This is a genomic window from Micromonospora sp. CNZ286, from assembly GCF_014207755.1.
Genome location: NZ_JACHIZ010000001.1, coordinates 6270929 through 6285240 on the forward strand (window position 1 = coordinate 6270929; position 14312 = coordinate 6285240).

Annotated in this window: 13 protein-coding genes; 6 read left to right on the forward strand and 7 right to left on the reverse strand. The window is 74.4% G+C overall.

What is annotated here, in order from left to right; translation table 11 throughout:
* Position 1: 1 nt before the first annotated feature.
* Both FHX31_RS28030 and FHX31_RS28035 read right to left on the reverse strand, forming a co-directional pair.
* Positions 2-367 carry a hypothetical protein gene (locus FHX31_RS28030; protein WP_013283629.1) on the reverse strand — a complete coding sequence of 122 codons (366 nt, stop codon included), beginning with the start codon at positions 365-367 and terminating at the stop codon, positions 2-4.
* Entirely contained in the window at positions 364-3555 is a 3192-nt protein-coding gene (locus tag FHX31_RS28035) for an SseB family protein (protein ID WP_184977470.1), read from the reverse strand. Before FHX31_RS28035 ends, FHX31_RS28030 begins: the two co-directional genes overlap by 4 nt.
* 152 nt (positions 3556-3707) lie before the next feature.
* On the opposite strand from FHX31_RS28035, the gene mycP reads away from it, so the two are divergent.
* Positions 3708-4922 (forward strand): type VII secretion-associated serine protease mycosin, encoded by a 1215-nt coding sequence (mycP, locus tag FHX31_RS28040; protein ID WP_047894596.1) that lies wholly within the window; start codon positions 3708-3710, stop codon positions 4920-4922.
* Between the two features lie 61 nt (positions 4923-4983).
* Here mycP and FHX31_RS28045 read toward each other — a convergent pair whose 3' ends face one another.
* Positions 4984-5277 (reverse strand): WXG100 family type VII secretion target, encoded by a 294-nt coding sequence (locus tag FHX31_RS28045; protein WP_013473567.1) that lies wholly within the window; start codon positions 5275-5277, stop codon positions 4984-4986.
* Positions 5278-5297: 20 nt separating this feature from the next.
* Positions 5298-5615, reverse strand: coding sequence for a WXG100 family type VII secretion target (locus tag FHX31_RS28050; RefSeq protein ID WP_041784049.1), 318 nt, complete (start codon positions 5613-5615; stop codon positions 5298-5300).
* A 245-nt stretch (positions 5616-5860) separates the two neighbouring features.
* On the opposite strand from FHX31_RS28050, the gene eccE reads away from it, so the two are divergent.
* The 4 genes from eccE to rarD all read left to right on the forward strand — a co-directional run bounded on the left by eccE (position 5861) and on the right by rarD (position 9650).
* Positions 5861-7663 carry a type VII secretion protein EccE gene (eccE, locus tag FHX31_RS28055; RefSeq protein WP_013473565.1) on the forward strand — a complete coding sequence of 601 codons (1803 nt, stop codon included), beginning with the start codon at positions 5861-5863 and terminating at the stop codon, positions 7661-7663.
* A gap of 67 nt (positions 7664-7730) precedes the next feature.
* Complete coding sequence (locus tag FHX31_RS28060) at positions 7731-8117, forward strand: phage holin family protein (protein ID WP_013283623.1); 387 nt, start codon at positions 7731-7733, stop codon at positions 8115-8117.
* Positions 8118-8220: 103 nt separating this feature from the next.
* Entirely contained in the window at positions 8221-8709 is a 489-nt protein-coding gene (locus FHX31_RS28065; RefSeq protein ID WP_047894597.1) for a GNAT family N-acetyltransferase, read from the forward strand.
* Complete coding sequence (gene rarD / locus FHX31_RS28070) at positions 8706-9650, forward strand: EamA family transporter RarD (protein ID WP_184977471.1); 945 nt, start codon at positions 8706-8708, stop codon at positions 9648-9650. Before FHX31_RS28065 ends, rarD begins: the two co-directional genes overlap by 4 nt.
* An 89-nt stretch (positions 9651-9739) precedes the next feature.
* Here the strand turns inward: rarD and FHX31_RS28075 are convergent, their stop codons facing one another.
* Complete coding sequence (locus FHX31_RS28075; RefSeq protein ID WP_013473563.1) at positions 9740-10429, reverse strand: anti-sigma factor family protein; 690 nt, start codon at positions 10427-10429, stop codon at positions 9740-9742.
* A complete protein-coding gene (locus tag FHX31_RS28080) occupies positions 10426-10995 on the reverse strand; it encodes a sigma-70 family RNA polymerase sigma factor (RefSeq protein WP_013283619.1) in 570 nt (189 codons plus the stop codon). The genes FHX31_RS28075 and FHX31_RS28080 overlap by 4 nt, the downstream gene beginning before the upstream one ends.
* A gap of 170 nt (positions 10996-11165) precedes the next feature.
* On the opposite strand from FHX31_RS28080, the gene FHX31_RS28085 reads away from it, so the two are divergent.
* A complete protein-coding gene (locus tag FHX31_RS28085; RefSeq protein WP_013473562.1) occupies positions 11166-13292 on the forward strand; it encodes a PhoX family protein in 2127 nt (708 codons plus the stop codon).
* 117 nt (positions 13293-13409) lie between these two features.
* On the opposite strand, the gene FHX31_RS28090 is transcribed toward FHX31_RS28085, so the two are convergent.
* On the reverse strand, positions 13410-14192 hold the full coding sequence (locus FHX31_RS28090) for an IclR family transcriptional regulator (RefSeq protein WP_013283617.1): 783 nt from the start codon (positions 14190-14192) through the stop codon (positions 13410-13412).
* Positions 14193-14312: the final 120 nt, after the last annotated feature.

A 14312-nucleotide genomic window follows, 5' to 3' on the forward strand; every position in this document is an offset into this window, starting at 1 on the left:
CTCAGACCCGCTGCTCGCCCAGGTCGGCCACCTCGGCCGCCGGCGCCCAGCCCTGATAGACGCCGAAGTCGAACGCCTCCAGCCCCATCGCCTCGGCCACCGGCCAGCGCCCGCCGGTGTACTCCAGCCGCAGCCAGCCCTCGTGCTCGGCCAGCACGATGAACGGCTGGCCCTGCCAGGTGCAGGTGGTCCGCACGTACGCCAGATCGTCGACCTCGGCGGCCGGCACCACCCGGACGTACCGGCCGGGGCGCACCTCGGTGAATCCCTCGTCCGGGCCGGGCTGGTACAGACGGATGTCGTCGCCGTCGGGGCTGGCCTGGTACTCCCGCCCCCGCCAGCGGGCCACGTAGCCGTCCCGGCTCACGCCTCGCCCGCCTTCCGCCACAGCAGCTCGTCGGTGTCCAGGACCGCGACCAGCCTGCTGTCACCGTCCGCGCCGACCCGCCACAGCTCGGCGCCGTGGGGGAGCCGGGCGCTGTCCACCTTGAACTCGGCGATCACGTCGCTGCTCTCCCCCGGCGCGAAGCCGTTGCCGCGGAACGGGGACCGCTCGATCACCCAGCCCTCCATCGCCCGCATCGCCGCCTCGTTCGGGCCGCCGTACGGGATCCGGTAGAGGCTCGGCCGGTAGGCGGGCCAGCGCAGCAGGTAGATCTCGTCGTCGTCCGGGGAGAACGGCGAACCGGGGTGGCCGAGGCCGAGCGCGCGGTACAGCTCCGCCGGGGTACGCAGGTGTGCCAGTTCCCCGGCCCGGTGCACGAATCCGGAGACCCGGTCGTAGCCACGCTCCAGGTAGTACGCGAGCTGGCTCGCCGCGATCGCCTTCTGCATGGTCACCGGCCGGTCCGCAGTGGTCGTGGGCGCCTCCGGACGCTGCCGCTCCGCCGACTGCGGCGCGGCGGCCGGCTCCGGGTCGTCGCCGAGGCCCACCTCGGCCGCCCAGTTGGCGAGCGCGAGGACCTGCTCCCCCGGGTACGTCGCGCCGACCGGGCTGCCCGGGTTGACCCGGAACGACCACGCCACGTCCGGCCACCTGCGGATGAGCTGGACGAACTTGACCCGTACCGTCTCGATCCGGCCCTCGGTGTGCTCGGCCAGGCGTTCCGGCGAGGTGTAGACCGAGACGCACCTCCCGCCGTCGACCTGGTCGGCGTGCCAGACGAAGCCGGGGTCACCCGGCCGGCTGCCGGTGGCCGAGTCGGGCGCGACCGGCAGCAGCACCCGGGCCAGCAGCAGGGTGGTGAGGAAGCCGTCGGTGCTGCCGCTGCCCGCGGCGGCCAGCAGGTCCTCCTCGACGTCGTTCGCCGGTACGAACTCGGCGGCCGATCCGTCGCCTGACGGCTGATCGTCAGTCGTTTCGGAGGCCGCGGGCCCCGCCGTGTCCGGCGCCTGCGTGGACAGCGCCACGGTCGGCTCACCGGGCGCGAACAGCGACGTGGTGACCGGTTCGTCGCCGGTCGCCGGCTCGAAGAGGGACACGGTCGGCTGTTCCGCCGGCACGGGGTCGGACAGCGACGCGGTCGGCTCGGCCGGCGGGCTGGTCAGTGGCGCAGTGGGGTCGTCCGGCGCGGGGTCCGACAGCGACGTCGTCGACTCGGACGGCACCGGATCGAACAACGACACGGTCGGCTCCGCCGGTGCCCGGTCGAACAGCGGGGCGGTCTGCTCGGTCGGGGCCGGATCGAACAGCGAGACCGTCGGCTCGGCCCCATCCGGACCGGCCAGCGGCGCGGTCGACTCGGTCGAAACCCGATCGAACAGCGAGACCGTCGGCTCGGCCGACGACGCCGACGACGACGCGAACAGCGGCGCGGTGGCCTCGCCTGCCGGGGGCGGCGGCTCGAACAGCGACGTCGTGGGCTCGGACTCCGACGCGAGCGACACGGTCGGCTCGTCGGGTGGCGTACTCCGGTCCGTCGCGGCGGTGGCCCCGGTACGGGCCGGCGTCGGCTCGGTGAGGTTCACCGTGTCGTCTGCGACCGGCGGGTCCACGGAGAGCGGCATCGTCGGGTCGGTGGTTCCGGCCCAGGGCGTGGCCGCGCCCTCGGCCGGTTCCGCGCGTACCGGACCGGCCGGCTGCGCGGACCAGAGCGGCGCGGGCTCGGTCAGGTCGCGGGCCTCGATGACGGTGCCCTCGATGACGATGGGTGTGAAGTCGCGGCGCGGCGCGGGCGGCGCGGAGACCGGTTCGGCGATCGACGGAGGCAGTTCCTCCGCCGGCTCGTCGATCGTCTCCCACCGCGTGGTCTCGTCCTCGGTGCCGCCCGGCGCGGCCCTCCATCCGTCAGCAGTGGCCGGTCCGGCGTGGGCTGCCACGGCCGGTCCGGCGTGCGTCGCCGCAGCCGTTCCGGCGTCTGCCGGTCCGGCGTGACGGCGGGGCAGCGCCTCGGTGGCGTCCTCGGGCGGGCGGGTCGGCCGGAACGCCTGCGTCGCCTCGTCCGGCCGGGGCACTGGCGGCTCGTCCGGCCGCGCCGCGAACGCGTGGGTCGGACCCTCGCGTACCGGCTCGTTCAGCGGCCGTCGGCGCGGGAACGGCTGCCCGCCGGCGAACCGGGTCGGTGGGGTGGCCCGGTCGCCGGCCCGGCGCGACGGGTCCAGCGGCGACGGGCGCCGGGCCGAGCGGCCACCGGACGAGGGCTCGAAGAAGGAGCGGGCCGGCGGCGGAGCGGAGGCGGCCGGCGGCTCGTCGGCGGGTGCAGCCGGGGCGGCGGCGAAGGGGTCCGGCTCGTCCGGGCGACGGCGCAGGTCGGTGAGCCAGCCGTCGAGGGCGTCCGTATCCGCCTCGGCGCCGGAAGTGGTCCGGCTCGGGACGTCGCTGTCCGCCGCTCGGCGGCGCGGCGGCACGGTGGGCAGTCGCCGTCCCAGGACCGAGGCGGCCCGCATCGGCACCGTGGCCGGCTCGTCGGTCTCCATCAGCCGCTCGTCCCGGCCCGGCGCACCAGCACCAGCACCAGCAAGGGGTGGCACGGCCGGAGGCGGCACCGCGGGTGGCGGCACGACCGGAGGCGGAGCAGCGGCCGGCGGGACGACGGCAGGGGGCACCCGAGCAGGGGTGACGGCGGCCGGCGGGACGGGAACGGCGGGCGGGCGGGGCGCGGCCTCGGGCACCGTGTTCCGGGCTCCCCGGGTGGCGTTCTCCACTCGTTCCAGCCGGGCCCGGGCGCCCATCGTGCGTCCGGGCAGCCGGACGTCGCCCCGGGAGAGCTGAGCCACGTACCAGGCGGGCAGGTAGCCCTCGATCGGCAGCCCGGGGTTGACCGCCAGCCACCACTCGGGGTTCGGCCAGCCGGCCGCCAGGTCCGGGTAGGGGACGCGGCGGGTGGGGCCCGCGTTCTCCCCCAGGCTCGCACGCAGCGCGGCGACGGAGGTGAAGGCCAGCACGTGGGTGCGCCCCCCGGAGGTCCAGGTGCCCCACCCGGCGGTCGGTCCGTTCGCGACCGGAAGCAAGAGATCGACGCGGGTCAGCGCACGGAAGTACTGCTGCTGGTCCTGCGCGCGCAGCGCGTCCCGCATCGCCACCTCGGCCTCGGTGGCCGGCTCCCATCCGGTCACGGCCACCTCTCCTTCCGCGAACAGGCCACAGGCATCGCATACAACCTACAAGGTGGCAGCAAGATCAGGACTTCTGGCCATCGACGGTCGGCCCCGACGTGAGTGAGCCGCTAACATCCCGTTCCGGAGCCGACACGTTACGGAGGTCGTCGATGTCTCGGCCAGTCGCGTACCCCGTCGTGGCCGCCCTGGCGACGCTCCTCGTCGCCGGGGTTCCGGCCGCTCCGGCGACGGCTCGCGCACCCGCCGGCTGCGCCTCGCCGCCCGCGCCGGCCCGCCCGGTGGCGGACCAGCCGTGGCCGCAGCAGCGGTACGCCCCGGAACGGCTCACCCCCCTCGCAACGGGGGCCGGGGTCGTGGTCGCGGTCGTCGACTCGGGAGTGGACCGGTCCCACCCGCAGCTGGCCGGTCGCGTCCTCGACGGCGCCGACTTCCTCGATCGGAGCGGGGACGGCACCCGGGACTGCGCCGGGCACGGCACCGGGGTGGCGAGCATCATCGCCGCCGCGCCGCAGCCCGGCGTCGCGTTCCGCGGCCTCGCGCCGGACGCACGCATCCTGCCGGTACGGGTGAGCGAGCAGCAGGTGGTCGACGGGCGGGAGTCGGGGCGTACCGTCGACGCGGCCGGGTTCGCCCGGGCCATCCGCTGGGCCGTGGACCACGACGCCGACGTGCTCAACCTCTCGGTCGTGCTGTACGCGGACGACCCGGCCGTACGCGCCGCCGTCGCCTACGCGGTGCGGCGGGACGTGGTGGTGGTGGCCGCCGCCGGCAACCTGCACGACAACGGGGATCCCCGGCCCTACCCGGCGGCGTACGACGGGGTGCTCGGCGTCGGCGCGATCGGGCGGGACGGGACACGCTCGGCGTTCTCCCAGACCGGCTCGTACGTGGACGTGGTCGCCCCTGGTAGCGAGGTGCTGATGGCGGCGCCCAGGTCGGGCCACCAGCGGGCGGAGGGGACCAGCTACGCCACTCCGTTCGTGGCGGGTACTGCCGCGTTGCTGCGCCAGTACCGGCCCCGGCTGAGCGCGGCCGAGGTGGCCGGCCTGATCGTGGCCGCCGCCGACCCGGCGCCCGGGCGGGACGCGGGCTACGGCGCGGGGGTGCTCAACCCGTACCGGGCGGTGACCGAGTCGGCCGGCGCGACCGATTCCCGCACCCGGCCGGGGGCGGCGCTTCCCGCCGAGCGGCCCGATCCGGCCGCACTGGCCCGCCAGTCCCGCCGGGACACGGCCCGGGACCGGGCGCTGCTGGCCGCCGCCGTCGCGGGCGGGGCGGTGGCACTGGTGGCGGCGCTCGCCCTGGTGCTGCCGCGCGGCGCACGCAGGCGCTGGCGGGCGGCGGACCCGGCAGTTCCGAGCTGATCGCCGGCCACGCGCGAAGCCGCGCGGCCCGGGTCACCTGCCCGGGCCGCGCGGCGTCGGTTCACTGGAACAGGTTGGCGTTGCGCTTCTCGGTGTCGAGGTAGTCGGTCGCGGAGTCCTCGACGGCGAGCTTGATGTCACGCAGCATCGCCTGGAGGTCCTGCGAGGCGGCCCGCCACCGGGACTGCCGCACCTCGTACGCCTCGCGGGCCTCGCCGTTCCAGCTCGCCACCAGTGGGGCGGCGTCGCGTTCGAGCTGACCGAGCTGACTCTCCAGCGTGGACAGCGCCCGTTGGATGTCGGCGCCCGCCTGTTGCAGGGCGGCGAAGTTGACGACCAGCACACCGTGCTCCATGGATTCGATCCTTCCGGTTGTCAGAGCGGCAGCTGGATGCCGCGGTTGGTGCCCGCCACCCGGCCGGCGGCCTCGGTGTCGGCGACGTCGTAGTGGCGGCCGGCGCTGCGGATCGCGGTCGCGGTCTCGCGCAGCGCCCGCTGAAGGGCTGCCTGGTCCTGCGCCCACTGCTGCTTGACCTGCGCGAACGATCGCCCACCGGCACCCCGCCAGGCCTGCTGCAACACCTCCAGCTCGGCCATCAGGCCGCTGAGCATGGTCTGGAGCGACTGGTCGACCTGCTCGAACTTCGCGGCGGTCTGCTGCATCACCGCGGCTTCTGCCTGGGTCTGGGACATCCCGGACGTCACCTCGTCTCCTCGGTCGTGGCTGGCCACCGTGTGACCACCGTGGACTCGTCGGCGGGGGTCCGGGGCCGGTGGAGGGGGAAGCCCGGTGGCGGCGGACACGCAACTCGACGATTTCGTCGCTGACGGTAGCCGCCCGACTCCGGTTCTGCTACCCCCTCGGGCTCCCCTGTGGACAACCCGCCCACTACGATGAGCCACGGCAGCGTCACGCGGAGACCCGGCGAGGAGGTGCGGTGACCGCGAGCACGTCCGAGCGGCCCGCGTCCGTCCCGGTCCGCACGTCACAGTGGACGAGTCGTCCGACCGCTCGCCTGCGCGCCGGCCAGATCGTGGCCACCCAGGTCGCGGCGGCGGTGCTGGTCGCAGCCGCCGGGCGGGGTGTCGTGCCGACGGCCGTCGCGCTGCTGTCGGCGGCCCTGCTGCTGCCGGCCGCGTGGGTCCGGGTGCGCGGCCGCTGGCTGCACGAGTGGCTCGTCACCGCTGCCGCGTACGTGACGCGGCGGCGCGCCCTGCCACCGGCGGCCGATCCGGCGGCGCTGCTGGGGCTGCTCCGGCCGGGCTCGGTGGTCGGCGCGACCGAGGCGTCCGGCGGGGCGGCCGTGCTGCACGACGCCGCCGGGCTGACCGCCCTCCTGGAGCTGGGCGACCCGGACGACCTGCTCGGCGACCACGCGCACGAGCTGCCCACGCCGTTCGACCTGCTTCCCCCGGCCGGTCCGGACGCCCCCGCGATCCGGCTGCAACTGGTGTTCTCCTCGTCGCCCGCACCGGTGCCCGCGGTTGCCGGCGGTCCGGCCGGGACGTCGTACCGCCAGCTCACCGACGGGCGGGTGGCCGCGCGGGCACGGGTGGTGCTGGTCGTCCAGGTGCTGCGCGCAGACGGCTGGCCGGACGAGGACCTGTTGCGGGCACTGTCCGGCACCCTGCGGCGACTCGTCCGCCGGCTCGGCCCGCTCACCGCCCGGCCGCTGGGCGGCGACGCGGCGCTGCGGGTGATCGCCGAACTTGCCCACCACGAACCCGGCGCCCCGGTACGGGAGACCTGGCCGCTGCTCACTGTCGGTGGCTTGACGCAGGCCACCTGGCGACTGCGCCGGTGGCCGGATCCGCGTGGCGAGGCGGCCCGAGGGCTGGTGGGCCGCCTGCTCGCACTGCCCGCGACCGCCACCACAGTCGCGCTCACAGCCGGTCCGCGCACCGGCACCGCGCCGGTCCCGGCCGAGCTGGCGGTACGGGTGGCGGCCGGGAGCGCGGCCGGGCTGTCGACGGCGGAACGCACGCTGCGCCGGATCGCCGGTGACGTCGGCGGCGAGTTGCGCCGGCTCGACGGTGAGCACCTCGCCGGGCTGGCCGCCACGCTGCCGTTGGCGGTGACCGGCGGTGCCGCGTCCCCGGCCGGGTCGCCTCCGCCCGCGCTGGACCTGCCCTCGGCCACCGCCGGCCTGATGGTGGGCGCGAACCGGCACGGCGCCGCACTCACCGTCCGCCTGTTCCGCCCGGCCACGACCCGGGTGCTGCTCGTGGGCGGCGTGCCCGCGGCGCAACTGCTCGTGCTGCGGGCGCTGGCGCTCGGCGCGCGCGTGGTGGTGCAGACCGGCCGCCCCCGCTTCTGGGAGCCGTTCGTGCGGGGTGTCGGGACGGTCGGCGGCGGCGTACCGCTGCTCCCGCCGGGCCGTCCGGCCGGTGGCGCGCCCGGCTCGCCGCTGCACCCGCTGCTGGTGGTGGTGGACGCCGGCCCGGTGCCGCCGGAGGCCGGACCGGCAGCCGCCTGGCAGTCGGTGCTGGTGGTCCGCGACGAGCTGACCTCGGCCGACACGCCCGCGCTGGCCCGCGCCGACCTGGCGATCCTCCAGCCGCTCGACCCGGACGAGGCCGCGCTGGCGGGCGCGGCGCTGGGCCTGGGCGGTTCCGCCGAGTGGCTCACCCGGATCCGCGACGACATGGTGGCTGTGGTCAACCGGCGGGCCCTGCGCTGGGCGCTGCTCTCGCCCACACCTGTCGAGTCGCAACTGGTCGGTCGCCCGGCCCGGCACTGACGAGCCGCACCGCCGCGTACCAGGTCGAGCCTTCCCCTGGTGGTACGGCCGTGGCACGATCCCGGCCATGGATTTCCTGAAGGGTCTTCTGATTCGCGTGGGTTCGACGGCGGTGGCGTTCTGGCTCGCCACCCTGCTCATCCCGGGCATCTCGCTCGACTCCGACTCGGCCACCGAGACGGTGATCACGCTGGTGCTCGTCGCGGTCATCTTCGGTGTGGTGAACGCGGTGCTCCAGCCGATCATCAAGACCGTGGGGTGCGGCTTCTACCTGCTGACCCTCGGCCTGATCGCGCTCGTGGTGAACGGCCTGCTCTTCCTGCTCACCAGCTGGATCGCCGGTGAGGCCGGACTGCCCTTCCACGTGGACGGGTTCTGGCCGGAGGCGGTGCTGGGCGCGCTCTTCGTCGGCATCGTCACCTGGATCCTCGGCGCCGTCCTCGACCGCGACTGACACCGGACCCGGCCGGCCGCCTTCGCGGCCGGCCGGGACCACCAGGCCAGCAGCAGGGAATTGGCTGGCGAGGGCCCCGGCCGGGGGTACTAGCCTCGGCCGGGTGTTCACCCTGACCCGCGCGGACGGCTACGTGATCAGCACCGACCCGGATCGGATCGACCTGGACCGGGTGCACGTCTGGCTCTCCACCGACGCGTACTGGGCGCTGGGGCGGGAGCGGGAGACGGTGGCGCGCGCGTTCACCGGCTCGATCGGCTTCGGCGTCTACCGGCCGGGTGACGGACGGCAGGTCGCTGTCGCCCGGGTGGTCACCGACGGGGCCACGTTCGCCTGGCTGTGCGACGTGTACGTGGACCCGGCCGAGCGGGGTAGCGGGCTGGGCACCTGGCTGGCCGGCGCGGTCCGCGACCACCTGAACGAGCTGGGCGTACGCCGGATCCTGCTGGCCACGCTCGACGCGCACGGGGTCTACGCGAAGATCGGCTTCAAGCCGGTCGCAGCGGATCGGTGGATGGAGCTGGATCAGCGGGTGACGCCGGTCACCGATAAGGACCAAGATAAGGATCCACCACTTACGGTGGAGCGGTGAACCAGCTCCGGCTCGGCTACCTGTACGGCGTCGGCGCGTACCTGATCTGGGGTTTCTTCCCGATCTACCTGAAGCTGCTGCGCCCGGCCGGGCCGGTGGAGATCCTCGCGCACCGGATCCTCTGGTCGGTGGCGTTCGTGGCGTTGCTGCTGGCCGCCACGCGGCACGCCGGCTTCCTGCGCAAGCTGGCCCGGCGACCCCGGGCGCTCGCCGGCATCGGGCTCGCCGCCGCGCTGATCGCGGTCAACTGGGGCACGTACATCTACGGCGTGAACTCCGACCGGGTGGTGGAGACGGCGCTCGGTTACTTCATCAACCCGCTGGTGTCGGTGCTGTTCGGCGTCCTGGTGCTGCGGGAACGGCTGCGCCGCGCCCAGTGGGCGGCGCTCGGCGTGGGTGCGCTCGCGGTCGCGGTGCTCACCGTCGACTACGGCCGCCTGCCCTGGCTGGCGCTCACCCTGGCGTTCAGCTTCGCCGGGTACGGGCTGGTCAAGAAGCAGCTCGCGCTGCCCGCCACGGAAGGGCTGTTCGTCGAGTCGGCGGTGCTGGCGCTGCCCGCACTGGCGTACCTGGGGTGGCTGTCGGCGCGCGGCGACTCGACGTTCGGGCACATCTCGGCCGGGCACACCGCACTGCTGGTGCTGGCCGGGGCCGCCACCGCGATCCCGCTGCTGCTGTTCGCCGGGGCGGCGAACCGGCTGCCGCTGTCCACTGTCGGCATGCTGCAGTACCTCGCGCCGATCCTCCAGCTCGGCTGCGGCGTGCTGATCTTCCACGAGCCGATGCCGCCGGCCCGGCTGGCCGGTTTCGCCCTGGTCTGGCTCGCCCTGGTGGTCTTCACCGCCGACGCCCTGCGCCACTCCCACCGCACCCGCCAGGCCGCCCGCATCCCGACCGCCCCCACCCCCACCCCCACCCCCACCCCCACCCCGTCCCGCTGATCTTGCACTTACCGCCCCGGCGAAAGGGGCGAACCACCCGCACCGAGGGCCACAAGTGCAAGATCAACGGGGAGAGCGGGCGGGCAGGGTCAGCGCAGGTCGTAGGCCAGGACGGGGGCGTTTGTTCCTCGGAGCAGCTCCAGGCGGACCAGCTCGCCCTTGGTGAAGCGGGTGACGCCGGAGAAGCGCAGGTCGTCACCGGGGGCGGCGAGCCACGAGCCGATCTGCTCCGTCGCGCCGTCCGGGCCGTGCGCCACCAGCCGGAACGTGTACGCCTCCCGGTGCCCGGCCCGCCTGTCGTACCCGCAGTGCATGGTGACCTCGGTGCCCCACGGCGTCTCGGTCAGCCCCACCTCGGCGTGCACCGGCACCGTCCCGGCCACCGGCCGCATCGAGGCCAGCGCCACCGGCGGCTTCGACGGCTCGGCCGGCGACTGCACGAGTCCCACCCCGACGCCCGCCAGCACCGCGAGCGCGGCGGCGGCGAGCGCTGTCAGCGCGTACCGTCGGCGGGAGCGGGACCGCTCGCGGCGCTTGCGCTCGCGCGCGGCGTCGAGCAGCGCGGGCACCCGCGACGTCTCCGGCCCGACCTCCAGGAACTGCTCCAGCCCGGCCGGGTCGAGCCGCCCCAGCAGGCCGGGCAGCACGGCGATCTCGGCCACCGCCTCCCGGCACTGCGCGCACCCGGCCAGGTGCCGCTCGTAGGCGACCCGGTCCGCCGGGGCGAGGGCACCGAGCACGTACGCCCCGTCGTCGTGCGCGAACTCGCAGCGTGTCACCCGGTCACCCCCATCTCGGCCAGCGCCAACCGTAGTGAGCGCAGCGCGTAGTGGGTACGCGACTTCACCGTCCCCGGCGGTACGCCCAGCCGTGCCGCCGCCTCCGCCACCGAACGTCCCTGGTAGAAGCACTCGACGAGCACCTCCCGGTGGGTCGGGCTGAGCCGGTTGAGCGCCTCGGCCACGGTCCACGCCTCCACCGCGCGCTCCGTCTCGTCGACCGTCTCGGCGGTCTCGGGCAGTTCGTCCGTGTAGACCTCGCCGACGCGGGCCGAGCGCCGCCGCCAGGCGTCGATCGCCAGGTTCCGCGCGGTGGTGAACAGCCAGGCGCGTACCGAGCCGCGTCGCGGGTCCAACGACTCGGGGTGCCGCCAGGCGCGCAGGAGCGTCTCCTGCACCAGGTCCTCGGCCCGGGGCCGATCGCCGTTGACCAGCCGCAGGGCGTGCGCGTACAACGCGTCGGCATGCTCGTCGTGCAGCGCGCGCAGCAGTTGGGCGTCGTGGTCGCTGATGGCGGTACCTCGCTTCCGGCGGCGGGGAAACCGGCGATGCGTTCGCCCTTCCATACGTGCCGTGACGCCGAACGGTTCATCCGCAGGTCAACGCGGAGCTGTTCACGTCCGGTTCAGGTCCGGGCCGATCCCCGCTCACCGTGCCCTGGCAGCGTCCGGCGGGTGAGCGCCCGGGCCGTCTCGCCCGCGCGCCTTCCGACGTTGAGATCAGGAGGCTCCACCTCATGAGCGACCGGCCTCGCCTGCTTCCGCTGCTGGGTGGCACCCGCCACGGCAGCCGTGACGCGATGACCTGTCTGTACCGGTGCGGCAACGCGTGTGACCACCCGGTGCCGAACCCGACCGACAACCCGTACTTCGGCGACGTGGTCGACACCGAGATCTCCCGGCGCGGCGTGGTCCGGGCCGGCGCGGTCGGCGCGCTGGTGCTCGGCTTCGGCGGCGCCGCCGCGGGCGCGCTCGCCGGCGCCGCGCCGGCCGCCGCCGCACCCGCCGCCCCGCCCGTGCCCGGCGGCGGCGAGGTCTCGCCCGCCGGCGCGGGCCGCCCTGGTAGCGGCGCGTTGACGTTCAAGCCGATCCCGCCGAACAAGCTCGACACCCTCGTGGTCCCCAACGGGTACGACCACTCCGTGGTGATCCGCTGGGGTGACGAGGTCGTGCCCGGCGCGCCCGCGTTCAGCCTCGGCCGGCAGACCGCCGCCGCCCAGTCCAAGCAGTTCGGCTACAACAACGACTTCGTCGGGGTGCTCCCGATCGACCGTCGGCGCGCGCTGCTCGTGGTGAACCACGAGTACACCAACGAGGACCTCATGTTCCCCGGCTTCACCAGCCAGGACGCGCTCACAGTGGAGCAGTTGCGGGTGGCGATGGCCGCGCACGGCATGTCCGTGGTGGAGCTGGAGCGGGTGGAGAACACCGGGCAGTGGCAGCCGGTACGGCGTGGCCGGCGGGAGTACAACCGCCGGGTCACGGCGCTGGCGACGAAGTTCGAGCTGACCGGCCCGGCCGCCGGCTCGTCGTGGCTGCGTACCGCCGCCGACCCGAAGGGCCGGACGGTGATCGGCACGCTCAACAACTGCGCCGGTGGCGTCACCCCGTGGGGCACGGTGCTCTCCGGCGAGGAGAACTTCAACCAGTACTTCGTCGGCGGAGACGGCGCGCCGGAGGAGCAGAAGCCGAAGCTGGCCCGGTACGGCATCCCGACCGACGTGCGCCACCCGAGCGGCAGCCGCAAGTGGGAGCGGGCGGACGAGCGCTTCGACCTGGCCAAGCACCCCAACGAGGCGAACCGGTTCGGCTGGATCGTCGAGATCGACCCGTTCGACCCGCAGGCCAAGCCGCGCAAGCACACCGCGCTGGGCCGGTTCAAGCACGAGGGCGCGAACGTCATCGTGGCGCGCAACGGCCGGGTGGTCGCGTACATGGGCGACGACGAGCGCTTCGACTACCTCTACAAGTTCGTCTCGGACAAGAAGTTCATGCCGGGGAAGTCCTCGGTGGCGCGGCGGCACAACCTGACGCTGCTGGAGTCGGGCACGCTCTACGTCGCGAAGATCGAGGGCGACAGCCCGGCCGCCGAGATCGACGGTTCCGGCAAGCTCCCGGCCGACGGTGGGTTCGGCGGCCGGGGCCGCTGGATCAAGCTGGTCAGCGGCAACCGCTCGTACGTCGACGGCATGACCGCCGCGGACGTGCTCACCTTCACCCGGCTGGCCGGGGACAAGGTCGGCGCCACCAAGATGGACCGGCCCGAGGACGTCGAGCCGAGCCTGCTCACCGGCAAGGTCTACGTGGCGCTGACGAACAACAGCGACCGCGGCAAGGCCGGCAAGGCGCCCGCCGACGAGGCGAACCCGCGCAACAGCAACAAGCACGGGCAGATCCTGGAGCTGGTCGAGGACCGCGGCGACAACACCGCCGAGACCTTCGCCTGGTCGCTGCCGATCGTCTGCGGCGACCCGGCCGACGCCTCGACCTACTTCGCGGGGTACGACAAGACGAAGGTCTCCCCGATCTCCTGCCCGGACAACGTCGCCTTCGACGCCACCGGCAACCTGTGGATCTCGACCGACGGCAACGCGCTGGGCAGCAACGACGGCCTGTTCGCCACCGCCGTCGAGGGTCCGGAGCGGGGCCACCTGAAGCAGTTCCTCACCGTGCCGCTCGGCGCGGAGACCTGCGGCCCGTTCATCACCGGCGACAACCGTTCGGTCTTCGTGGCCGTGCAGCACCCCGGCGAGGTCTCCGGCGCGTCGGTGGAGAACCCCGCCTCCACCTGGCCGGACGGCGACTTCGCCAAGCCCGGCGTGGTGGTCACCTGGCGCCTCGACGGCGGCCCGGTCGGTAGCTGACCCACCCCGGGGGCGGTCCGGCGCTGGACCGCCCCGCGAGGGGCCGCCGACCCACCAGGTCGGCGGCCCCTCGTCAGTTCTCGGAAGCGGTCCCGGCGGGGATCGGCGCGCGGCGAGTCAGTTCTCGGAGGCGATGCCGTCGGCGATGGCGCGCGCGGCGGTGAGGAGCTTGGCGCGGACCACCCGGGCCGATGTCATCATCTCGCCGGCCGGCAGCGCGCACGCCAGCACCACCCGGCGCTCGATGTCCTTGTCCGGGCTGACGAGCACCGCGGCGCACGCCACGCCCTGCCGGAACTGCCCCAGCTCCAGCTGCATGCCGCGCCGGTCACCGGCGGCCAGGTCCGCCTCGAACGCCTCGACAGTGGTGAGGGTGGCGGTGGTGAACGGGCGCATGCCGTACTCGCGCAGGTAGCGGAAGCGCTGTTCGGTGGTGAGCGTGGCGAGCAGGCTCTTGCCCAGCGCGGTGGCGTGCGCGCCCTCGTCGAAGCCCGGCACCAGGTCTTCCATGTAGGGCGAGCGCGGCCCCTCGGCGGACGCGGTCACCGCCACCTGCCCGCCGACGAAACGGCCGAGGTAGTGGCTCCAGCCGGTGTCCGACGCCGCGCGGCGCAGCGCCTCACCCACCGCCGGCGGCCCCCGGAACGCGGTGACCAGCTCGCGGTAGCGGTCGGCCACCTCCAACCCCACGATGTACGTCCCGTCCTCGCGCCGGATCACGTAGCCCTCGTACGCGAGCGTGCGCACCAGGTGGTAGGTGGTGGCGACGGTCAGCTCGCAGCGCCGGGCGATCTGCTTCACGGTGAGCCCTCTCGGCGCACGGCCGACCGACTCGAGCACTCGAAGCGCGCGAGACACGCTACGGATCAGGTCCGAAGGTTCCGCCAAGGGGTCGCGCACAACCACCTCCGCCGCCGGGGACTTACACCATATGAAAAACCGGCCGAGTGCGAAATGCCTGTTCGGATGGAGGATGCCAGAAGACCGGACACAGACCGTGTGTCGACGGACACGATGAGC